The sequence below is a fragment of the Bradyrhizobium sp. SZCCT0153 genome, from assembly GCF_018129995.1.
In the GTDB taxonomy this organism is placed as follows: domain Bacteria; phylum Pseudomonadota; class Alphaproteobacteria; order Rhizobiales; family Xanthobacteraceae; genus Bradyrhizobium; species Bradyrhizobium japonicum_G.
In genome coordinates this window covers 80647-102784 of sequence record NZ_JAFCKS010000002.1, presented here as the reverse complement: position 1 = coordinate 102784, position 22138 = coordinate 80647, and the positions used below count along the sequence as shown (strand labels likewise).

Genomic DNA, 22138 nt, shown 5'->3' with positions numbered 1-22138 from the left:
TGGTCGTCGGATGAACTTGGATTCTGGACGTTCATGACAGAGTCCGGAGTTCGCCCACTCCGATCGGCGGCTTGTTTCGCCATCCAATAATGAAGGCCCGCTTTGTAAGCCTGTTTCGAACGCGAGCGATCTGCGTTCGCTCATGATCGAGCCGAAGCCGCAGCAGAGGATCGCGAGTCCCCGAGACGGCGAGGCTCTTGTTGATGACCCAGCCGAACGGATCGATACCGGCACGCCGCAGGTCATCCTGAAGGGAAGCGGCCTCGGAAACGGGCGTCGTCTCCGGCAGCGTAACCAGGATCACCTTTGTGTATGCGGGGTCCTGCAGCCTCATCAGCGGGGTAACGATACGCCCCGATCCGCCCGGTGCAAGTTGGCTGGTCATCTGGCGATGATAGGCGCCGGTCGCATCCAGCAGGAGCAGTGTGTGGCCAGTTGGCGCAGTATCGAGCACCACGAACGCGCTCCGGGCCTCCGCAACAACGTGCGAGAAGGCATGGAACACGGCGACCTCCTCGGTACATGGCGAAGCAAGGTCCTCGACGAGCAGGGCCTTGCCTTGCTCGTCGAGGTCACGGCCCCGGCTCGCCAATATCTTCGCGACATACCGCTCTGTCTCGACCCGCGGGTCGATCCGGTCGACCGTCAGGCCGGGCATAACGCCATCAACGACGAAGGCAACGTGAGCTGCAGGATCGGTCGTGCTGAGGTGGACCGCATGGCCTCGCTTGGCCAATCCCACGGCGACAGCGGCAGCGATCGTCGTCTTTCCGACGCCACCCTTCCCCATGACCATGACGAGGCCGTGCTTGCCCAGCGCAATTTCATCGACCAACCGCTCAAGACTCGGCGGGTCAATTGTCTCTGGGTCTGACTTGATAATTGCACCTGACGGTTGACTGGAGGGCGACAGGAGCCCCCTCAGTGCCGTCAGGCCGACGATGTCGAAAGCGACCAATGGAATTTCGTCTCGCGGCAGTTTTTTGAGAGAGGCAGGCATTGCCGCCAACGCCTCGTCCTGATCCCGCTCGAGGGCAACTGCGACGGCATCCGTCGGGTCCGAGGCGTGGAAACGCCCATTCACCACGAGGAGCTGGTTCGACAGATTGAGCCCGTCGAGTTCGCCGGCCGTCCTGGCCGCTTCACGGATCGCACCCCGGTCGGCGCGAGTGACCAGGACGATGGTGGTCCGCGCGGAATCACCCAGCGCCTCGAGCGCCTTGCGAAAGCGATTCTCCTGCATCTTCAGACCCGAGTGTGGCCCGAGGCAGGACGCTCCCCGATCATTATCCTTGAGAAAGCCGGTCCATGCCTTTGGGAGGCTGAGGAGGCGTAGCGTGTGGCCGGTCGGGGCGGTGTCGAATATGATGTGATCGAAGCCCGCAATATCGCCGTCGAGCAGCCCTACAAATTCGTCGAAGGCGGCAATTTCAGTGGTGCATGCGCCGGACAGTTGCTCGCGCACGGTCGACCGCTCGGGAGCGGTAACTTGCGGTCCGAGCTGTTCAAGGACCCGTGCACGATAACTCTCCGCAGCAGCCTCGGGATCGATATTCATCGCCGAAAGTCCGGTCACGTTTGGCACCGGCGTTGGGCGATCGGTCAGACCGACCTCGAGCATCTCGTCGAGGTTCGAGGCAGGATCGGTGCTGACGAGAAGAACGCGAAGTCCGCGGTCCGCAAGGGCAACGGCGGTGGCGCACGCAAGAGACGTCTTACCAACACCGCCCTTTCCTGTAAAAAACAGATACGGCGTCGGAGCATTCAACGCGCGAAAGTGAGACATCATAAGCTATTCCACTCAAGCCCCCCGCGTGGTTGGCCTCGGTCGGGACCCGGGGATTAGATAGCAGCGCTCCAAATCCTTGTTGCGATGGATCAACGGACGTCCGCTGAATAATCCGCTTTTCGGGCCCATGCCCTGTCATGGCCGCTTGAGCTCTTGAAAAGACTCAAGCCGCGGCGTCGTCGCTCCTCTGTCGCGAGTCCGAGAATATATCCCACAGCGCGATAAACATGGCAGCGATCACGGGGCCGATGACAAAGCCGTTGAGACCGAAGGCTTCGATCCCGCCAAGCGTCGAAAAAAACACCACATAGTCGGGCATCTTGGTGTCTTTACCCACGAGCATCGGCCGCAGGAAATTGTCCACCAGGCCAATGACGAAGGCACCGTAGGCAATCAGGACGATGCCCTGCCAGATAGCGCCGGTTGCAAGTAGATAGATCGCCACCGGCATCCAGACCAAGCCAGACCCTATCGCGGGCAGCAGCGAGAGGAAGGCCATCAAGACTGCCCACAGCAGCGATGCGTTTATACCCAGGAACCAGAATATCACTCCGCCAAGAGCACCTTGCAGCAGCGCGACGAGCAAGTCTCCCTTGACGGTCGCCCGGATAACGATGGTGAATTTGAGCAGAAGAGCGTTCAATTGTTCCGGGCGCAGCGGTATTGCGCCTTTCACGCGCCTCGACAGCGTCGTCTCGTCGCGAAACAGGAAGAACAGCAAGTACAGCATGGCGAAGAGGTTCACAAAGAACCCGAAAGTGCTTTGACCGATCTCAAGCGCCTGTGCAGCAATGAACTGGCTGCCCTTCAAGAGGGCACCAGACACTTTGTCCTGAACCCCACCAAGGCTCGCGAGGCCGAAGCGATCGAGCAGACTGGTTAGCCAGGCGGGAAGTGCATCCACAATCTGCTGGAACGACCGGACGAGATCCAGTTCGCCTGACTGGACACGCCCGTACACGGAAGATGCTTCCCGAGCCAGCGCTCCACCGACCAACGCCAACGGCAAAATGACCATCATCACGATAATCATGACCGTCAAGATAGCAGCCAGGCTGTGCCTATGATCGAGAATCTCCAACAGTCGCCGGTACAGCGGAGCAAACACCACGACCGCCACAACGCCCCAGAGAATCGCGCCGTAGAATGGCCAGAGAATCCATCCGAACGCGAGTGAGACTGCGACGACCAGGGAAAGGAACACTTTGTCTTCGAAGGTGCTCATGTAGGCTTCCTGTTGAACCGAGTGCGACCTTACACAATGCAACTCCGCTCAATCTTCAGGTTTCTCCTATTGATCGTCAATCGTGCCGAATTCCACGACTGGCGTGATCCAATAAACCAGCCTCGTTCCTGCGAACGCCGTCTTTAACCGGCCCAGCAATCGTGCAGCATCCCGCCTCTCCAGAATTGTCCGCACCAAGACCTCATCGGCGTGCCCCTTCACCTGCTCGGCCGTCGTGTGCAGCCGCACGGTCGGACCGTGGCCGGCGCTCTCTGAGGCCGTAAAACCGGATAGCAGATCGCGCTGCTCGCTGAGATAATCAAACAGTTCCTCGCGAAGCCTGCGAGCAACGACGAGCGTCAGGCAGACAGATTCAACCGTCATTTGGACCCCTTAGCCGCGCGGCCGAACCGACGATAGAGAATTGGCAGAAGTACAAGCGTCAAAAGCGTCGATGACAGCAGCCCGCCAATCACCACGATGGCCAGCGGCTTCTGAATTTCGGAGCCAGGGCCGGAGGCGAACAGCAACGGGACCAGTCCGAGCGCGGTAATGCTGGCGGTCATCAGCACCGGCCGGAGCCGGCGCTTGGCGCCCTCCATGACAATGCTCTCCTCCGGGACGCCGTGCGCGCGCAACTGATTAAAGTAGGAGACCAGCACAACGCCATTCAGAACGGCGATGCCGAGCAGCGCGATAAACCCGACTGAAGCCGGAACGGACAGGTACTCGCCCGTCAAAACGAGAGCAAAGACGCCGCCGATGAGAGCGAAGGGGATGTTTATCAGGACCATCAGCGCCTGGCGCATCGAGCCGAAGGTGGTAAAAAGCAGTACGAAAATCAGTCCAATGGCGACCGGGACGACGACCGACAGACGTGCAGCGGCGCGTTGCTGGTTTTCGTACTGGCCGCCCCAGGTCAGCCGATAGCCCTGCGGCAGCGCCAACTCTGTTGCAACCCTCTGCTGCGCAGCCTGGACGAAGCCCACCATGTCGCGACCTCGAACATTGGATCGAACCACGCTCATCCGGGTCCCGTCCTCGCGGTCTATCTTCACGGGACCGTCGACCCGATGAATACGCGCAACCTGTGAGAGGGCCACGTGCTGACCGGACGCAAGCGTCAGGGGCAAATTGGCCAGCATGGTGGGTGCTTCGCGGGTCTTCTCGCTGCCGCGCACCAGTATCGGCGTGCGGCGCCCCTCTTCAAGCGCCGTGCCGATGGTGCGCCCCTCAATCTGCGTGCGCAGCGAGGCGGCAATCGCATCCACCGCCAAGCCGAGACGACCCGCCTCCAGTCGATTGACCACAATCGTATAGTACTGCGCGCCTTCGTTGAGCGTCGTGTAAACATCCTCGGCACCATCGATGCTGGACAGGATCGCGGAGAGGCTGCTTGCAATTTCGTTGAGCTTCGCGATGTCAGGACCGAAGATCTTCACCGCGACGTCGCCACGCACGCCGCTTATCATCTCCTGGACACGCATGTCGATCGGCTGCGTAAAGCTGAGAGACAGCCCCGGAAAGTCGGCGAGCACATGCCGAAGCTGCTGAAGCAGGACGGACTTATCCGTCGTCTTCCGCTCGTTCGGCGGCTTTAAGACCAGAAACGTGTCGGTCTGATTGGGCCCCATCGGGTCGAGACCCAGCTCATCCGATCCCGTTCGGGCGATGGCACCCGCAACGTCGGATACCTGCGTCAAAATCGCGGCTTGAAGCCTGGTATTGATCGCAATTGACTGATCGAGATTGATCGACGGAATTGCCTCGACGCTGACGATAATGTCGCCTTCGTCCATGGTCGGCATGAATGTCTTGCCGAGCTGGGTGTAGGCGAAGCCCGCAGCAACGAGAGATGCCACTGCCGCCACCATCACCTTGCGTTCATTGGCCAATGCCCAGCGTAGCGCCGGCGCGTAGCCTCGTGAAGCAAGTCGAATCAGCCATGGTTCCCGATGCGGGGCCGCCTTGAGAAGAAACGAGGTAGCGACAGGAAGGACGGTGAGCGCCAGCAAAAGCGATGCGGCCAATGCAAAGATGATCGCGAGCGCCACGGGGATGAAGAGCTTTCCCTCGAGACCTTGCAACGCAAGCAGCGGCACGAAAACAATGATGATGATCATTACGCCCGTTGCAACCGGTTCGAGCACCTCGCAGACTGAACGAAACACAATGTGAATGAGCGGTGCTGTCTGTCCTTCCTGATCCTTGCTGAGGTTTCCCACGATATTTTCGACGACGACCACCAAAGCGTCGATCAACATGCCGATCGCGATCGCAAGGCCGCCCAAGCTCATCAGATTGGCCGACATCCCGACCACGCGCATGACCATCAGAGCGATCATGATCGCGAGCGGCAGGCTTAGGGCAATCACCAGCGACGCACGCCAGTTACCGAGAAACAACAGTAGCAAGACGATGACGAGGATGGTGGCTTCCCCCAGCGCCCGGACAACCGTCCCGACGGCGCGGCCAACCAGCCGGCTTCGATCGTAAAACACGTTGACGGTAACGCTCTTCGGAAGCGACGGTTGCAGCTCCTCTAGGCGCCGGCGCACATCGCTGACGAGCTGGCCGGCATTGGCACCGCGCAATCCAAGCACGAGTCCTTCGACCGTTTCGCCCCGACCGTCGATCGTGACAGCTCCATAGCGCGTCAGCGAACCGACCTGAACACGGGCGACATCGTTCACTCGGATCGGGACCCCGTCCCGGGTGTCAATGACAATCGCCTTGATGTCATCGATTGAGCGGATGCTGCCCTCGATGCGGACGAGTGCGCTGTCTTCACCCTGGTTGACGCGGCCCGCGCCATCGTTGCGGCTATTTGTCTCGATCGCCCGCCGGAACAGTTCAGACGAAATGCCGCGTGCTGCGAGTGCATCATTCAGAGGCACGATCTCGAATGCCCGGACATGACCGCCGAGCGAATTGACGTCAGCAACCCCCGGAACAGTCCGCAACGCCGGCCGGATCACCCAATCGAGCAACGTTCGACGCTCCGCCAGCGAGAGATCGGGGCTGTCGATCGTGAACATGAACATTTCGCCGAGGGGGCTAGTGATCGGAGCCAAACCACCGGTCACCCCCTCAGGCAGATCGCGCGCGATGTTCGATAAGCGCTCGGAGACCTGATTGCGCGCCCAGTAGATGTCGGTGCCATCTTCAAAGTCGAGCGTGATATCGGCGAGTGCATATTTTGTCGTCGAGCGAAGGATCTTCTTGTTGGGCAATCCGAGCAATTCAAGCTCGATCGGAACCGTGATCCGCTGTTCAACCTCTTCCGGGGTCAGGCCCGGCGCCTTCATGATGATCTTCACCTGTACGGGCGAAACGTCGGGAAATGCGTCGATCGGCAGGGTAGGCAAAACAACGACGCCTGCGCCGATGAGCAGAAGCACGCTCAAAGCGACGAACATGCGCTGCGAAAGCGCGAACGCGACCAGACGCTCAAGCATTACTCGCTGGCTCCGAGCCGCAGCAGAATTCCCCGGAGGGCCGAGATGCCGCTGACGGCCACCTCATCCTTGTCCGTAATCCCGCCCGCGACCACGACATGATCCTGATCCTCGGCGAGCAGCGTCGTGGGCACCAGGCGAAATCCGCTCTCGGTTGCAACAAAGACCGACGCATTATCACCGCGACGCACGAGCGCCGCGTACGGAATCTCCCAGGCACTTTCACCCGACGAAAGAAAGCTGATCCGCACCGCGGCAGTTTGTCCGGGGCGTAGTTCACCCGTGTTCGGCACTTCCGCGCGCACCAGGATGGTTTGGCTCGCCGCATCGGTCGTTTCCGAGACCAACACGACATGGCCCGGAGTCGCATAACCGTCGATTTCCACTTTCGCGCCGGGCCGGATAGCACGGATGCTCGATGCCGGAATCGCAATCTCGGCCCAAAGGGCCGACAATCGAGCGAGCTTGACGAGCGGCGCAGCTTGCTCCACCCGTTGGCCGGGGGAAACCACAATTTCGACCACCGTTGCCTGCTGTGGCGCTGCGACCGAAACGGTTGCCGTAATCGCCGTCTCGCTGGTCAGGCGCGCAATTGCGTCGTCTGAAAATCCGCTGAGCCGAAGCATTTGCCGCCGCTCGGCCAAGGCGATGCTTGCCTGCCGCGCTTCGGCCTGGCTGGTCTCCAGAACACGTTGCGGCACCGCCTTTCCCTCAAACAGATCCGTATTCCGTTTCAGCTGCTGGGCGGCAAGCACGTCTTGGGCGAAGGCGTGCAAATAGTCACGTTGAAGCGAGACAAAGCTAGGGCTCTCAAGCGTTACCAGCGGCCGGCCGGAGTCCACCCGGTCGCCTCGCGCGACCGATAGACTGGCGACCATACCGGCTACCGGAGCGCTCACGACCCACAATTGGGGAGTCGGGATCACGATCTGAGCGGGGTACGGCAGGGTCTGATCAGTTCGGCTCGAGACGGGATGTACGACGCGAACGCCCAGGGTTTGCGCTTGTGCGGGACTAAGCTTCACTTCCTCGTCAGCCATCGACGCGGCTGGGAGGCCGACGAACGCGAGCGCAAGCACTGCTCGCGCCAAGCTCTGCCAGGAGCGCAGGCTCAAGTTCACCGGACGGAGACGCATGATCAATGTTCCATTGTCTGCCGACGATCGAGCGACACCGGGCATCTGTGAAAGCGAGCCGCGAGTCTTGGCCGACACGACAAGAATACACCGAGGGACTACAGCACACAGTTGATCCATGTCAGCGTCATGTCGGACGCGATCTGCTATCCTGAATAGCGACGAAATCGGTCTAACGTCCGCTTTTTGCGCCCTTACAGCCATTCCTGCTGTCTGCCCGGCGCGACACTCCGCCGAGAAAGCGGAAACGAAATGCCGCCATCGGGTGCCTTCATTTGCCCGCGCTGGGTGCCGTTGCGGGCCTCACCTCAAGCGTTCTGCTTCTTGTTATCGATCTGATCGCCCAATGATGATGCTCATTGCGCTATGCCCTCAAAACAGCTTTGGCCCAGGCCGATCCTGCTTGGCAGTCCAGGTCATGAGAGTAGCCGTTCCAACCAGGAGGGCGATACCGGCAATGCCAACGGCGACTTGCATCGCGATGGTGCTGGAAGCTGTGACCAGAATGACATAGCCGAAGAATGACAGCAAAATGCTCAGGCAATACATCGCCAGCGAGTTTTCGCCGCAGCGGATCATCGCCACCGTCCATGGGTTCATCAGGCCGCGCCAGTCCCGAGGCATCAGGCGGGAGACAACGATCGCCAATGCCAGAAAGTGCAGCACCCGCAACGGTGAAAGGTGGCTTTTATCAATAGGATAAATCATTGATGAAAGCCAATCAGGCGTCATCTGTTCAAGCGCCTCAATTTGCCAACTCAACGCGATGGCAAGACTGAATGCAAGATAGAGCATCGACAGCACCAGTGCGGCGCGCGACCGGACCATTGCCCTCAACCGACCCGTCGCCTCGCACGAATACCAGGCACCAAGCACGAACAGCAATTGCCACGCCAACGGATTGAAATACAACTCGCCGCTGGGCCACGCTGGCACGTGCCAGCTGAACAGCTGCACCATCAGATAAATAAGAAGCGATGCTACCAGTGTTACCGCAGCGTTGCGGGTAAAAAGCCAAAGAAGGCCGGGAAAGGCCAGATGCAGAAGCACGAAGGTTGGCAGTATGTCGGTATTGAGGGGCGCATACTGCATCGCCGCGGCGTGGAGAATGGCCGCACCGGGATTTTCGAAGAATATCCTCGTGTTGGTCTCATCAAGATAGCGGTGACCGTCGCCGAGCAGCCAGACCAGAGCGAAATAGGCGATCAGCAATAGAAGGAACGAGGCGTAGATTTCCCCGCCTCGCCGCAGCGCGCGAACCACCGTCGTTGGCCACCCCTGTTCGCGCAACCCGCCGCCATAGGCGTGCATGCAGGTGTACCCCGATACGAACACGAACACTTCCGAGGCATCGCTAAAGCCATATTTGCGTAGGGTGAGCCAATCGAGCGAACTGTCGGGAATATGATCGATGAGGATGAACCATAGCGCCAGCCCGCGGCATGCATCCAGCCGCAGGTCACGGCCATCTCCGTCCCCGCGAAGAGACGTTTGTGCCTGGAGAGCGGATACCCAGGTTTGCGGCTTCATCGGCATGAAGGAACCCCAATTGGTGTACCAGGATGTGAGCGGAGGACGGACCGATCGGGCCGTCGCACGCGATCGGGCTGCTGTCCCGCTTGGCTTCGCGTCGTCACAACAAACCCAGGCTGCGGATTAGCACGTAGATTGCCACCGCGAATATCATTGCAGCGAACACGGTGTTCAACGCCCCCTTGCGGTCGGCAAGCGAATTGGCCGAACGGGCGCCGAGGAGCCCGCCGAGAACGCCGCCGGCGATGAACAACGTGGCCAGAGACCAATCCACAAAGCCCGACACGGCATAGTTTGCCGCCGTTGTCAGCCCGAATGCCGTCACCGCAAGGAGAGACGATCCGACAGCATAGAGGATCGGCATGCCAGTGGCCGCGATCAGCGCCGGGACGATCAGGAATCCGCCGCCGATGCCGAAGAATCCGGACAAAGCTCCCGTGAGGAGCCCCGAAGCGAGGAGCTTCGGCAGATTTTCCCGGTTGAGCCGCACCGACGGCTCGCCTGCGCCGGAGCGCCCCTTCAACATGAGGGCGCCTACGACGAGCATGACGACGGCGAACAGTGCGAGCAGCTTCTGACCATCGAGGATCTTGCCGAGCGTCGAACCGAGAAGGGCACCGGCGATGCCCGCGAGCGCGAACACAGAGGCGCAGCGCCATTTCACGTTGCCGGCGCGGACGTGGTTCGCAAGGCTAGCGGCAGCGTTCGCCGCGACGGCGATCGCACTGGTCCCGATCGCGACATGCGGGTCCGATACCCCGACCAGATAGATCAGGAGCGGCACGGCCAGAATCGAGCCGCCCCCTCCGACCAGCCCCAGCGAAAAGCCGACCAGCGAGCCAGAGGCGACGCCGAGTGCGCCTTGCGTCAGCGAAAGCATCGTGAAAACTCCTCAATTCGCAACGTCATGCGACTTGCACCGGCAGATGCTGCGGTCCCAGGCGCCCGCATGAGGATGCGAGCCATACCGCAAAAACCCTGTGACGCCGGCCATAACGAACCCGGCACGACGAAGGCCGGCCGGGGAAGAACCAGAGGAACACAGGAAGTCCGACCAGCGTATCCACGAAGGCGAGACTTCTTGCGCCGATCGGCGCCTGGTGTTGAAGCTCGAGCAGTCAATGCTGGCCAGTCGCGACCGGCAGAAGCTGAAGGGGGACGCCCGGACCTGCGTGTAGGCAAGAGGCCTGTCGCGCGTCATGCCGCGGCACCGGTCGTTGCTCGAACGCCGAACGTCAGCTCCGATCTGGTGCCGCTGCGACCCTCGCGGTTCGATATGGTGAGTTCCGCTCCCACCTTCGCAAGCGCGAGCTTGACAATCGCAAGGCCCAGCCCGCTTCCGACCGGACTCCGCAGTCTTCCGCGAAAAAAGCGCTTGCCGATTTGATCGAGTTCGTCGGCTGGAATCCCCGGCCCCTCGTCCTCGATCGCGATGGCGTTCCTTCCGGCGGTCCAGACGACACACCCCTCGCGGGTGTGCTGTATGGCGTTTTCATGCAGGTTCCGAAGCGCGAGTTGGAGGCATTCTGCGTTGGTGTTGAGCACCATCGCCCGGACGCTGGCATCGATCGTCACGGTCGTGCGATCGTTCCTTGGAGTAGCAGCGACGATTTCCTCCAAAATCGGTCCGACCGCGACGGGCGCCAGCGGCGCATCGACGGTGTCGGAGTCCAGCCTTGCGATCGTCAGCAGTTGGCGCACCAGGCGTGCGCTCCTGTCGACGGCGGTTACGATCTGCTCGAGTGCACCGCGCACGACCTGTGGATCCTCGGCGGCCAGAGCCACCTGCGCCTGCGTCTTCAGGCCCGCCAGCGGCGTGCGCAGTTCGTGAGCGGCGAAAGCAGTTACCTCTCGTTCGTGCCGGCGGGCGGCCTCCACCCTGCTGAGAAGGCCGTTGAGCGCGACCGCCAGCGGCCTGACTTCGGCTGGAGCCCGGTCGGTTGCCACGTGCCGCATGTCGTCCGGCTCCCGCGCGCAGAGATCCTGGGCCATTCGCCGCAGCGGGCGCAGGCCCTGCCCGACGCTCGCCCAGATCGCCGCACCAAGTAGCGGCGCGATCAGCAGCGCGGGCAGCATCAGCCCCTTGATAAGATCGGTCACCAATCGCTCCCGCAGCCCGACGCGGTCCCCGACCATCACGCGCAGATTGTGATCGGCGTCTTCGACGGAGAACACGCGCCAGGGTTCGCCGTCGATGATCCGGTCGGAGAAGCCGGATGCGGCGGGCGAGAGCTGCTGGTCGGGCGCGCCGCTCGACTTCGCGACCATGCGACCGTCGAGAGACCAGATCTGGCACGACAATTGGCGCTCGTAGCTGCCGAGCGGCTGCACGGCGGCAGGCGCTGAGCTTCCGGGAAGGCCGTCGAATCCGGACGCGAGCGAGGCCACCATGCGCGCGGCCTCCTGCAGGCGCGTGTCGAGAACGTGCTCCAGCTCACCGCGGCTGCCGACGTAGATCCAGATCACCGCGGCCAACCAGATGATACCCGTCGCCGAGACGAGCATTGCGAACAGCCTCAGCTTCAGCGATCTCATTGGGTCCGTCCCATCCGATATCCGACGCCGCGCAGCGTCTGGATCGCGTCCTTTCCGATCTTGTTTCGCAGATTGTGGATATGGACCTCGACCGCGTTGCTTTCGACGTCCTCCTGCCATCCGTAGAGGCGCTCCTCCAGTTCGGCACGCGAACGGACCTGCTCCGGACGCTCCATCAGCGCTGCCAGGATCGCGAACTCGCGGCGCGATAGGTTGATGGGCTCGCCGGCGACAGTCGCCGAAAGATCAGCTGGCGAAAGCACGATCGCACCGTGGGTCATGGCTGGAGCGGCACGTCCCCCTTCCCGGCGGACGATGGCGCGCAGGCGCGCTGCCAGTTCATCGAGATCGAACGGTTTGGCCAGGTAGTCGTCGGCTCCGGAATCCAGTCCCGAGACCTTGTCGCCGACGCTGTCGCGCGCCGTCAGGAGAAGGACGGGCGTCGCGTCCCGGCGTCCCCGGAGCTTGCGGAGCAGTTCCAGGCCGCTTCCATCCGGCAGCATGATGTCGAGCACGACCGCCGAGTAGCGCGACGTCGCGAGCGCGGCGTCGGCGTCCTCGCACGTCTCGACCGCGTCGACGGTCGCGCCTGTCAACGACAAGCCCGCCCGCAGACCGTCGGACAGGATCGGATCGTCTTCGACGACAAGTATGCGCATCAGTACCTCCGAGGGTTCCTCTCGGTCGCCCGCCTTAAGGCTGGCTTAAGGTAGCCTATCCAAGACGCGGCATCCGCTCACAAAACGCAAGGCCGCCACCGAACATGCCAGGCTTTAAGCGACTTTCGATCGTATTGCTTGTTCTGCTGTCCTCGTTCGCGACGGCGCAGGCGGTAACGCCGCCGTCTGCAGACCAGGCGTTCCAATTGAAGGTTTCGCGCGACGACGCGGGGTTGTCGCTCGTCTGGACGATCGGGCCGGGCAGCTACCTCTACCGCGCAATGATCGCCGCCAAGAACGTGGTCCCCCCCGGGACGCCCGTCACGGTCCAAACGCCCCAGGGAGAACTCAAGGATGATCCGGATTTCGGACCGCAGGAAATCTACCGGAACTCCGCAAAGGCCAAGATCGCGTCGACCGATCTGCGAGGGCTGCACGAAATCGTAGTTGCCTATCAGGGCTGTGCGGAACAGTACCAAATCTGCTACCCGCCGGTCGCCAAGACGATCGATCTGCAGACGCTGGCGATCAAGGACCGCGACGACGCGCGCGCTGCCCGGTCTGGACTCTCATCACCGTTCGCGGACGCTCCAGACGCAGCCGGCGGACCCAGCGACGGCGGTTCGACGAAAGCCGCGCCCACGTCTGCCGATGGCATTTCCTACTGGGTGACGCTTGGAGGCATGCTGGCGTCATTCTTCGGCTTCGGCGCTCTGTTGTCGTTCTCACCATGCACTTTCCCGCTGGTGCCGATCTTCTTCGGCCTGATGGCCCGCTCGCAGGAGCGCCTTTCGTTTGGTCGCGGTCTTGCGCTCGCGGCAACGTTCGTCGGCACGTCGGCGTCGGCCTACTCCATGCTGGGCGCATTCGCGGCCTGGTCCGGATCCGGAGAGAACCTGCAGATCCTGTTGCAGACACCCGTCGCGCTGGGCGTGATGAGCGCGGTCCTCGTCATCCTCTCTCTCTCGATGTTTGGACTCTTCGAAATCCAGCTCCCGGCTGCCTTTGTCGACCGGATATCAGGCGCGGCGTCCGGAGGCAGTCGCGGACCGTTGGCCGCCGCCGCCGTTCTCGGATTCGGATCGGCGCTGATCGCCGGCCCCTGCGTGACGCCTCCACTTGCCACCGCCCTGCTCTATGTCGCGCGCACCGGCGACGTCCTGCGCGGCATGGCCGCCCTCTTCCTGTTCGGCATCGGCATGGGCGTGCCGCTCCTGGTCTTCGGAGCGCTAGGGCCCAGATTCCTGCCCAAGCCAGGCCCTTGGCTCGTCCGCGTCAGGCATGCCTTCGGGATCATCCTCCTCGCCGTCGCGATCTCCATCTTCTCCCGGGTTCTATCGGAGCAGACCACGCTGCGGCTCTGGGGCGCCCTTGCGACGGGTGTCTCGGTCTATTTCGGAACGCAGTTCCTGATGGCGAACAGTCGATGGCGCTTCGTGTCGATGGGCATGGCGAGCTTCGCGCTCCTGGTCGGCTCTGTCCTGATGATCGGCTCGGCGGGCGACGACGATCTCAACGCGACCCGCATCCTCGACCAATTCGTGACGCGCGAACCCGGACCTGAAGCCCCCGTCCAAACGATCCGATCGGTCGCCGCGCTGGAGCACGAACTCGCTGCGGCGCGTACCGACGGGAAGCCAGTCATGCTCGACTTCTCCGCCGACTGGTGCGTCGAATGCAGGGTCATGGACGCCGTCCTGCGCAAACCTGAAGTACGAGAGCGGCTGCAGGATTTCAGGATGGTACGGGCCGACGTGACCGCCGTCGATGACGCGAGCCGCGCCTTGATGAAGCGCTTCGAAATCGTCGGGCCGCCGACGATCCTGCTGTTCGGCTCGCACGGAAGCGCCAATCCCTCGATCAAAATCGTTGGCGCGGTCGATGCCGACGCCCTGCTCGGAAAACTGTCGACCGTCGCTTCGGCCGACTGACCCCACCTCACGGAAAAGGAGTGCAAACATGCTTCAGCACATTTCTCGACGCACGCTCGCCCAGATGATCGGGGTCGCAGGCGTCCGCTACCTCGTCGGTCCCGCGCGCGCCGACGACGGCCCCACCGAAGCGGACGTATCGCGCGAAGCCATCCTCTACGATCCCGCGACACCGACCGCGGGAAACCCGAAGGGCGATCTGACGATCGTAGTCTTCTTCGATTATAATTGCCCCTTCTGCAAACAGGCGGAGCCCGAGCTCGAGCGGTTGGTGAAGTCCGATGGCAAGATCCGCCTCGTCTACAAGGACTGGCCCATCCTCACGCCGGACTCGATCAAGGGCGCACAGTGGGCTCTGGCCGCCAAGTATCAGAATCGCTACGACGACGCGCATTTCGCGATGATGGGAATGCCGGGGCCGAAGATTCCCGCCGAGCGGATGCGGGAAGCGATCGCGAAGTCCGGCGTCGACATGGATCGTCTCGATGCCGATCTCCAGGCCCACGGGGACGACATCACCAAGCTCCTGCGACGCAACCTCGCCCAGGCGGATTCGCTCGGTTTGATGGGCACGCCTGCCTACATCGTCGGTCAGTACCGTGTGACCCAGGCCCTGAACTACGAGGGCTTCAAGCGAGTTGCCGCCGATGCCCGCGCACGGGCGACAATAAAGTGAGAGCGCTGTACATGCCCAGCGCGGAGCTTGAGCGGAATATATGTGTCGCAGAGCTGTGCAGCAGCTCCCCAGCCAGGCCGGTTTCGTGAGTGATTGCGGGCTGGGCGGGCGAGCTGGCTGGGGCGGGAGGGATCGAACCTCCGAATGGCGGAATCAAAATCCGCTGCCTTACCGCTTGGCTACGCCCCATCAGGCGACCGGAGATGGCGGAAGAATTGGCGCCCGCGGATTCTCTCCGGTCGCTGCCGGTCTATAGGGAGAGAAGCGGTATTTCAACCGGTTGAAGGGCAAAATACCACCGCCGTCGGCGCGTGCGCGACTTGAGCCATCCAAAAAATGTGGGCGGAGTCCGCCTCAATAATGGCGGACGAAATGGCATTTCCAAAGGGATTAGGAACTCGGATAGCTTCAGGCGCAAATGAAAGAGGCCGCCAACCGGGCGGCCTCCAATTTAGCGGGGAAGTCTGGAAGGATGATATCAGAGGGGCGGCTGGCCCGGTCCCGAGCCGGGACCGAACGGGCCGCGCAGGTTGCCCGGGCCCTGGAATGCGCCAAAGATCGCGCCGCCGACCCACTCAACGGCGTCCTTGATCGCGCCGCCGATGGCGCGGAAGGCGTCGCCCAGCCAGTTACCGCCGACAATCGTTTCGAGATCCGAATCCGTCAGCTCGATGATTTCCGAACTCTTATGCTCTATGTTCTGCATCGTCTGCTCCTGTTGAGATCGGGCGGACCATTCCGCCCCCTGATGAGGAGAACCATTCCCCTCGGCACCTGTGACCGCAGGAGTACGCCAGGCGGTTCTCTCTGGCTGTGACGAGCATCACGCAGATCGAATTGGGCCCCCAGAATCAAACTCAGAGCCCCCGGGGGGCAAATACGGGCGGCAATCGCCGGCTTTAAATCGCGCCACACTCTATTATTGGGCCCTTGCAACGCTCCGTTCCGGACCGCCGCTGTCCCGGCCTCCCGCCCATTGAGACCTCTGCCGTTTCATGGGAATACGGCGCCAAGATCTGTCCCGCCAAGACCTGTCCACGGGGAGTGAGCCATGACCTACCGCGCGCCGATCTCTGACATGCTGCTGTCGCTCAACCATGGCGCCGGCCTGAAGGCCGCCCTGGAAGCCGGCCATTACGGCGAATTCGACGCCGACATCGTGAGCGCCGTGCTGGAGGAAGCCGGCAAGTTCGCTTCGGACGTGCTGGCGCCGCTCAACCGTGTCGGCGACGAGCACGGCATCAAGCTTGACGACGGCAAGGTCACGACCGCGCCGGGCTGGCCGGATGCCTACAAGCGCTGGACCGAGGGCGGCTGGAACGCGGTGTCGGGCCCTGAGGATTTCGGCGGCCAGGGCCTGCCGATCGCGATCAATGCCGCCTGCACCGAGATCTGGAGCGCCGCGAACGTTGCCTTCGGCCTCTGTCCGCTGCTGACGGCCTCGGCGATCGAGGCGCTGGATGCGCATGGCAGCGATGAGTTGAAGAAGATCTATCTCGAAAAGCTCGTCTCCGGCGAATGGACCGGCACGATGCAGCTCACCGAGTCGCAGGCCGGCTCCGACGTCGGCGCACTGCGCACCCGCGCCGAAAAGCAGGCCGACGGCACCTATCGCATCAAGGGGACGAAGATCTTCATCACCTATGGCGAGCACGACATGACCGACAACATCGTGCATTTCGTGCTGGCACGCCTGCCCGACGCGCCCGCCGGGACCAAGGGGATTTCGCTGTTCCTCGTGCCGAAGTTCATGGTCAACACCGACGGCTCGCTGGGGCAGCGCAACGACATTTTCGCAAGCGGCGTCGAGCACAAGCTCGGAATGCATGCCTCGCCGACCTGCACCATGACCATGGGTGACCATGGCGGCGCGATCGGCTTTTTGATCGGCGAAGAGAACCAGGGCATGCGCTGCATGTTCACGATGATGAACCAGGCCCGGCTCGGCGTCGGCCTCGAGGGCGTCGGCGTCGCCGACCGGGCCTTTCAGCAGGCCCTGTCGTATGCACAGGAACGCAAGCAGGGCCGCGCCGTCGGCAAGAAGGGCGACGGGTCGGATGCGATCTTCGTCCATCCCGACGTCAAGCGCATGCTGATGCGGATGCGGGCGCAGACCGCGGCGGCGCGCACCATTTGCTATGCGACGGCGGTTGCGCTCGACGTCTCGACGCGTGCCAAGGATCCGAAGGTCCGCGCCGACGCTGCCGCGCGCGCAGCGCTGCTGACGCCGATGGCCAAGGGCTATTCCACCGATATCGGCAACGAGGTCGCCTATCTCGGCGTGCAGGTGCATGGCGGCATGGGCTTCATCGAAGAGACCGGCGCCGCGCAGCACTACCGCGACGCCCGCATCACCGCGATCTACGAGGGCACCAACGGCATCCAGGCCATCGACCTCGTCACGCGCAAGCTCGCGGCCAATGGCGGCGCTGCGGTGTGGGCGCTGCTCGACGAGCTCTCCGCAACCGTCAAGCAGGTCGAGGCCTCCAACGATCCCGCCTTCGGCACCACGGGTACAAAGCTGCGCGAGGCACTCGATGCGTTGACGCGCACCAGCAAATGGCTGCTGGAGCGCGTTGCGTCCGCGCCCAACGAGGCCCTCGCCGGCGCGACCCCGTATCTGCAGCAGTTCGGCGCCACGCTCGGCGGCTGCATGCTGGCATCCGAAGCGCTCGCCGCGAAAGCCGACGGCAACACGGACGCCGCGCGCTACGTCTCGCTGGCTCGTTTCTTCGCCGAGAACATCACCGTGCAGGCCGGTGCGCTCGAGCGCACCGTGACGGAGAGCGCGGATTCGGTTGCTGCGGCGGATGCGGTGCTGCTGGGGTAAGGCCGGATGACGACCACCGGCAGCACCAGCACCACCATGACGATCGTGGCCGCCAGCAATTCGGCTCGGAAAAGATCCAGCGAGCGCATTGGCACGCCTGCAGGATGATGTAGGCTGACGCCTCGCGAGACTCGCGAGCGTCAAGCGTCGCGGCGACTGCAGGGGTCTTTCATGCCGAATGGCAATATCGTCGTCACCGAAGAGCGGGAAACGCGGGTGATCACCCTGCGCCGCCCGAGCAAGAAGAACGCGATCACGCAGGACATGTACCGGGAGATGAGCCGCGCGATCGACACTGCGCAGAACAATCCCGACATCCGCTGCATGATCATCACCGGCGGCTCCGGCGTGTTCACCGCCGGCGACGACATCGACGATTTCATGCACGCCGACACCTCCCGCCCCGAGACGTTGTCGGACGGCGCCAGATTTCTCTATTCGCTCGCCCTCAACGTCAAGCCGATCATCGCGGCCGTGGACGGCGCGTCGATCGGCATGGGCACCGTGATGCTGTTCCACTGCGACTACGTGCTGGCTTCGAACGCTGCGACCTTCTCGGCGCCCTACATCCGCCTCGGGCTCGTGCCGGTCGGCGCGGCCAGCCTCCTGATGCCGAACACGATGGGCTATCAGCGTGCCTTCGCCATGCTGGTGATGGGGCGGAGTTTCACTGCCGCAGAGGCGCATGCCGCCGGCTTCGTCAACACCGTGGTCTCGCCGGGACATACCGAGGTCGAGGCGCGCAAGGTGGCGCGCGAGATCTGCAAGCTGCCCGCCGAAGCCGTCGCGATCTCGCGCAAATTGCTGCGCGTGCAGCCGGAAGAGCTCACCCGCCGCATCGACCAGGAAGCCCATCTGTTCGGCGAGCGGCTGAAATCGGAAGAAGCCATTGCCGCGTTCAACGCGTTCGCGAACAGAAAGAAGCGGTGAAGCACGCGACTCTCCCCTGGGGGGAGGCGCGCGGCACGCGCGGTGTTTCGGCAAAAGGCTTCGTGAAATCTTCGCGCGGAACGATTAATCTGGTTCCATGCGACATCTCTTCCGCCTGACCGCCTTCACATTGGCACTCGCCGCCCTCCCCGCCTCGGCCCAGACCGCAGCGCCGGTCGAGCTGCGCATCCTCGCGATCAACGATTTCCACGGCAATCTGCGCCCGCCGCCGGGCGGCAGCCGGATCGGCGATCCCGAGGATCGAACCAAGAAAGTGACGGTGACCGCCGGCGGGGCCGAATACATGGCGACGCTGGTGAAGCAGTTGCGCGAGGGGCACAAGAACACGATTTTCGTCGCTGCCGGCGACCTGATCGGCGCCAGCCCGTTTTTGTCGGCGATGTTCCACGACGAGCCTTCGATCGAGTCGCTCTCGATGATGGGGCTCGCGATCACCTCGGTCGGCAATCACGAATTCGACGAAGGCACGGCTGAGCTCCTGCGGATGCAGAATGGTGGCTGCCATCCCGTCGACGGCTGCCAGGGGCCGCATGCCTTCACGGGCGCCAAATTCCACTATCTCGCCGCGTCCACCTTCGAGACGTCGACCGGCAAGAGCGTGCTGCCGCCTTATGAGATCAGGGAATTCGAGGGCATCCCCGTCGCCTTCATCGGACTGACCTTGAAGGAGACGGCGGGCATCGTCTCGCCGGCCGGAATCACTGGCCTCGAATTCCGCGACGAAGCCGAAACGGTGAACGCGCTGGTGCCGCAACTGAAGGCGCGCGGGGTCGAGGCGATCGTGGTGCTGATCCATCAGGGCGGCGAGCCCGCCGGCGACTACAATGAATGCCCGGCGATCACGGGCCCGATCGTCGATATCGTGAAGAAGTTCGATCGCGCCGTCGATGTCGTCGTCAGCGGCCACACTCACCGCGCCTATGTCTGCGACATCGACGGGCGGCTCGTCACCAGCGGCGACAAATACGGCACGCTGGTCACTGCCATCGACCTCAAGCTCGATCCTGTAACCCGCGACGTCGTCGGCGCCAGGGGCGAGAACGTCATCGTCGCCAATGCCTCGCTGGCCAGGGATCCCGAGCAGACCGCATTGATCGATGCCTACGACAAGCTGTCGGCGCCGATCGCCAATCGTCCGGCCGGATCGGTGACGCAGACGCTGTCGCGCATTCCGAACGAGGCCGGCGAAAGCGCGCTCGGCGATATCATCGCGGACGCGCAGCTTGCCGCGACCAGGGACGCCAAGGAGGGCAGCGCCGTCATCGCGCTCACCAATCCCGGCGGTATCCGCACCGACATCGTTCCAAGGGAGAACGGCGCGATATCCTTCGGCGACGTCTTCGCGAGCCAGCCGTTCCGCAACCGCCTCGTCACCATGACTCTGACGGGCAGCCAGCTCAAGGACATGCTCGAGCAGCAATGGCTCGATCCGAAGCGGCCGCGGATCCTCCAGGTGTCGAACGGGTTCAGTTATGCCTGGGACGCGGCGAAGCCCTTCGGCGAGCGCGTGATCGCCGAGAAGATCACGCTCAACGGCAGGACGGTCGAAGCTGGAAGCGGCTACCGTGTCACCCTCAACGATTACCTCGCCGTCGGCGGCGACGGTTTTACCGTCGCCAAGCAGGGCACGGCGCCGCAATATGGCGGCTACGACGCGGACGCGCTGTTCGCGTTCTTCAGGGCGCACGGACCGATCGGGCCACTGCCGCTGAGCCGCATCCTGCGCGTGAATTGATTCGGATCAAATGGACCGGTCCGGGACAACCCTTTGCCATTCCCGATGGAACGCATAGATTGTGTTTTGCATTGCGTTTTGGCGCCGGATGCGCCAAGCGACGTCGAGAGCCCGTAGCTGTGAGGCCGACCTGATGAGCACGCTTCTCCTCTCCCACAAGGCCTGCCTCGACCACGTCACGCCGCCGGGACATCCTGAAAGGCCCGACCGCCTGCGCGCGGTGGAGGAAGCGCTGTCGAATGAGCGCTTCCAGTTCCTGGCGCGCGACCAGGCTCCGGAGGGCGACCTCGATCTGGTCACGCTGTGCCACAACGAGGATTACGTCACCGAGCTGCGCCACATCGCGCCGACCAGCGGCCAGGTCTATATCGACGGCGACACCTCGATGTCGCCGGGCACGTGGGAAGCGGTGATGCGCGGCGTCGGCGGCGCGGTCGCGGCGACCGAAGCAGTGATGAACGGCGAGCATCGCAATGCCTTCGTCGCGGTGCGCCCGCCGGGCCATCACGCCGAGATCGGCAAGCCGATGGGCTTCTGCTTCTTCGACAACGTCGCCATCGCCGCGCGCCATGCGCAGCGCAAATACGGCATCAAGCGTGCGGCCATCGTCGATTTCGACGTGCATCACGGCAACGGCACGCAGGACATCTTCTGGTCCGACCCGACCGTGATGTACTGCTCGACGCACCAGATGCCGCTGTTTCCAGGCACCGGCGCCAAGGGCGAGCGCGGCGACCACGACACCATCGTCAATGCGCCGCTCGCTTCCGAGGACGGCGGCCCCGAATTCCGCTCCGCATTCGAGAATTTGATCCTGCCGCAGCTCGAAAAATTCAGCCCCGAGTTGCTCGTGATCTCGGCAGGCTTCGACGCGCACTACCGCGATCCGCTGGCCTCGCTGAATTTGCGCGCGGAGGACTATGCCTGGGTGACGCGCAAGCTGATGGACCTCGCCGACAAGAGCGCCGGGGGGCGCGTTGTTTCTGTGCTCGAAGGCGGCTACGACCTGCAAGGATTGAAAGAATCTGTTACGGCGCATGTCGGCGCCCTGATGGGCGCCTGACGCCCCCGCCACATTAAGCCCGCAAAACTCTGCTTCTTCTGGATCTGAAGCGAATCGGGCAATCGGAAACCTATATGGCCGAAAACACCCAAGTCGACGTCTCCAGGCTGACCTTCGAGCGCGCGATCGAGGAGCTCGAGACGATCGTGAAGCGGCTCGAAGACGGCAAGGTGCCGCTCGAGGAATCCGTGACGATCTACGAGCGCGGCGAGGCCCTGAAGCGCCGTTGCGAGGAACTGCTGCGCCAGGCCGAGGCGCGCGTCGACAAGATCACCACCGATGCCAGCGGCCAGGCTACCGGAACCGCGCCGCTCGACGTCCAGTAAGGCCCACCGTTCGAAGCCGCCCGCCGCGAGCAACGGCCGCCCGCAATTTTTCATGATCGCACGTTGCCATTTGCGTGTTTGGGCCCGGGTGGCGAAGCACGACGATCGGGGAACTCCCCCACGAGGGCCTTTGCCCCTCTGAATCCCGTCCAAAAGACCTTGCTCTCGGCCAAAATCCTGCCGAGGAACCGGGCAAGGCAGGAACCCTTCCGCTGGTGCCCGGGTTAACCACTCTGGCCCACGGGTTGCACCTGCATACCCGTAATCGGCCCAGCGGGTTGGCTTTGGCCC

General features: G+C 63.0%; 17 protein-coding genes and 1 tRNA gene. 7 read left to right on the top strand and 11 right to left on the bottom strand.

Annotation, left to right across the window (positions count from 1 at the left end; translation table 11 throughout):
* Positions 1-31: 31 nt before the first annotated feature.
* The 9 genes from arsA to JQ572_RS08315 form a co-directional block, all read right to left on the bottom strand.
* A complete protein-coding gene (arsA, locus tag JQ572_RS08355; protein ID WP_211383515.1) occupies positions 32-1786 on the bottom strand; it encodes an arsenical pump-driving ATPase in 1755 nt (584 codons plus the stop codon).
* Between the two features lie 166 nt (positions 1787-1952).
* Positions 1953-3014, bottom strand: coding sequence for an AI-2E family transporter (locus JQ572_RS08350; protein ID WP_211382532.1), 1062 nt, complete (start codon positions 3012-3014; stop codon positions 1953-1955).
* Positions 3015-3080: 66 nt separating this feature from the next.
* Positions 3081-3398, bottom strand: a complete 318-nt coding sequence (locus JQ572_RS08345) for a DUF3240 family protein (RefSeq protein WP_211382531.1) — start codon at positions 3396-3398, stop codon at positions 3081-3083.
* The gene (locus JQ572_RS08340) at positions 3395-6472 is read right to left on the bottom strand and encodes an efflux RND transporter permease subunit (RefSeq protein WP_211382530.1); all 3078 of its coding nucleotides are present in this window, start codon (positions 6470-6472) and stop codon (positions 3395-3397) included. The genes JQ572_RS08345 and JQ572_RS08340 overlap by 4 nt, the downstream gene beginning before the upstream one ends.
* Entirely contained in the window at positions 6472-7608 is a 1137-nt protein-coding gene (locus tag JQ572_RS08335) for an efflux RND transporter periplasmic adaptor subunit (RefSeq protein ID WP_211382529.1), read from the bottom strand. The genes JQ572_RS08340 and JQ572_RS08335 overlap by 1 nt, the downstream gene beginning before the upstream one ends.
* 372 nt (positions 7609-7980) lie before the next feature.
* Positions 7981-9144, bottom strand: coding sequence for an OpgC domain-containing protein (locus tag JQ572_RS08330; protein ID WP_306235319.1), 1164 nt, complete (start codon positions 9142-9144; stop codon positions 7981-7983).
* 97 nt (positions 9145-9241) lie between these two features.
* Positions 9242-10021: a sulfite exporter TauE/SafE family protein gene (locus JQ572_RS08325; protein WP_211382528.1), complete on the bottom strand. Its 780-nt coding sequence runs from the start codon at positions 10019-10021 to the stop codon at positions 9242-9244.
* Between the two features lie 317 nt (positions 10022-10338).
* Positions 10339-11676, bottom strand: coding sequence for an ATP-binding protein (locus JQ572_RS08320; RefSeq protein WP_211382527.1), 1338 nt, complete (start codon positions 11674-11676; stop codon positions 10339-10341).
* Entirely contained in the window at positions 11673-12335 is a 663-nt protein-coding gene (locus JQ572_RS08315; protein ID WP_211382526.1) for a response regulator, read from the bottom strand. Before JQ572_RS08315 ends, JQ572_RS08320 begins: the two co-directional genes overlap by 4 nt.
* A gap of 104 nt (positions 12336-12439) precedes the next feature.
* Here JQ572_RS08315 and dsbD point away from each other — a divergent pair, with 104 nt between their 5' ends.
* On the top strand, positions 12440-14266 hold the full coding sequence (gene dsbD, locus JQ572_RS08310; RefSeq protein ID WP_211382525.1) for a protein-disulfide reductase DsbD: 1827 nt from the start codon (positions 12440-12442) through the stop codon (positions 14264-14266).
* 40 nt (positions 14267-14306) lie between these two features.
* Positions 14307-14942: a DsbA family protein gene (locus JQ572_RS08305; protein WP_211383513.1), complete on the top strand. Its 636-nt coding sequence runs from the start codon at positions 14307-14309 to the stop codon at positions 14940-14942.
* A gap of 114 nt (positions 14943-15056) precedes the next feature.
* Here the strand turns inward: JQ572_RS08305 and JQ572_RS08300 are convergent.
* Positions 15057-15131, bottom strand: a tRNA-Gln gene (locus tag JQ572_RS08300).
* Positions 15132-15420: 289 nt separating this feature from the next.
* Positions 15421-15648, bottom strand: a complete 228-nt coding sequence (locus JQ572_RS08295) for a hypothetical protein (RefSeq protein WP_211382524.1) — start codon at positions 15646-15648, stop codon at positions 15421-15423.
* Between the two features lie 345 nt (positions 15649-15993).
* Here JQ572_RS08295 and JQ572_RS08290 point away from each other — a divergent pair, with 345 nt between their 5' ends.
* The 5 genes from JQ572_RS08290 (at position 15994) to JQ572_RS08270 (ending at position 21847) form a co-directional block, all read left to right on the top strand.
* Entirely contained in the window at positions 15994-17772 is a 1779-nt protein-coding gene (locus JQ572_RS08290; RefSeq protein WP_211382523.1) for an acyl-CoA dehydrogenase family protein, read from the top strand.
* Positions 17773-17943: 171 nt separating this feature from the next.
* A complete protein-coding gene (locus JQ572_RS08285; RefSeq protein ID WP_211382522.1) occupies positions 17944-18702 on the top strand; it encodes an enoyl-CoA hydratase-related protein in 759 nt (252 codons plus the stop codon).
* Positions 18703-18799: 97 nt separating this feature from the next.
* The gene (locus JQ572_RS08280; RefSeq protein WP_211382521.1) at positions 18800-20458 is read left to right on the top strand and encodes a bifunctional metallophosphatase/5'-nucleotidase; all 1659 of its coding nucleotides are present in this window, start codon (positions 18800-18802) and stop codon (positions 20456-20458) included.
* A 133-nt stretch (positions 20459-20591) separates the two neighbouring features.
* Positions 20592-21521, top strand: a complete 930-nt coding sequence (locus JQ572_RS08275) for a histone deacetylase family protein (protein WP_211382520.1) — start codon at positions 20592-20594, stop codon at positions 21519-21521.
* Positions 21522-21595: 74 nt separating this feature from the next.
* Positions 21596-21847 carry an exodeoxyribonuclease VII small subunit gene (locus JQ572_RS08270; protein WP_008132970.1) on the top strand — a complete coding sequence of 84 codons (252 nt, stop codon included), beginning with the start codon at positions 21596-21598 and terminating at the stop codon, positions 21845-21847.
* Positions 21848-22138: the final 291 nt, after the last annotated feature.

Bases quoted from the DNA above. Each gene is read 5' to 3' on its own strand.
- JQ572_RS08275 (WP_211382520.1), top strand. From the start codon at position 20,592: ATGAGCACGCTTCTCCTCTCCCACAAGGCCTGCCTCGACCACGTCACG.
- JQ572_RS08325 (WP_211382528.1), bottom strand. From the start codon at position 10,021: ATGCTTTCGCTGACGCAAGGCGCACTCGGCGTCGCCTCTGGCTCGCTG.
- JQ572_RS08270 (WP_008132970.1), top strand. From the start codon at position 21,596: ATGGCCGAAAACACCCAAGTCGACGTCTCCAGGCTGACCTTCGAGCGC.
- JQ572_RS08280 (WP_211382521.1), top strand. From the start codon at position 18,800: ATGCGACATCTCTTCCGCCTGACCGCCTTCACATTGGCACTCGCCGCC.
- JQ572_RS08285 (WP_211382522.1), top strand. From the start codon at position 17,944: ATGCCGAATGGCAATATCGTCGTCACCGAAGAGCGGGAAACGCGGGTG.
- JQ572_RS08345 (WP_211382531.1), bottom strand. From the start codon at position 3,398: ATGACGGTTGAATCTGTCTGCCTGACGCTCGTCGTTGCTCGCAGGCTT.
- JQ572_RS08335 (WP_211382529.1), bottom strand. From the start codon at position 7,608: ATGCGTCTCCGTCCGGTGAACTTGAGCCTGCGCTCCTGGCAGAGCTTG.
- JQ572_RS08315 (WP_211382526.1), bottom strand. From the start codon at position 12,335: ATGCGCATACTTGTCGTCGAAGACGATCCGATCCTGTCCGACGGTCTG.
- JQ572_RS08295 (WP_211382524.1), bottom strand. From the start codon at position 15,648: ATGCAGAACATAGAGCATAAGAGTTCGGAAATCATCGAGCTGACGGAT.
- JQ572_RS08350 (WP_211382532.1), bottom strand. From the start codon at position 3,014: ATGAGCACCTTCGAAGACAAAGTGTTCCTTTCCCTGGTCGTCGCAGTC.
- JQ572_RS08290 (WP_211382523.1), top strand. From the start codon at position 15,994: ATGACCTACCGCGCGCCGATCTCTGACATGCTGCTGTCGCTCAACCAT.
- dsbD (WP_211382525.1), top strand. From the start codon at position 12,440: ATGCCAGGCTTTAAGCGACTTTCGATCGTATTGCTTGTTCTGCTGTCC.
- arsA (WP_211383515.1), bottom strand. From the start codon at position 1,786: ATGTCTCACTTTCGCGCGTTGAATGCTCCGACGCCGTATCTGTTTTTT.
- JQ572_RS08320 (WP_211382527.1), bottom strand. From the start codon at position 11,676: ATGAGATCGCTGAAGCTGAGGCTGTTCGCAATGCTCGTCTCGGCGACG.
- JQ572_RS08330 (WP_306235319.1), bottom strand. From the start codon at position 9,144: ATGCCGATGAAGCCGCAAACCTGGGTATCCGCTCTCCAGGCACAAACG.
- JQ572_RS08340 (WP_211382530.1), bottom strand. From the start codon at position 6,472: ATGCTTGAGCGTCTGGTCGCGTTCGCGCTTTCGCAGCGCATGTTCGTC.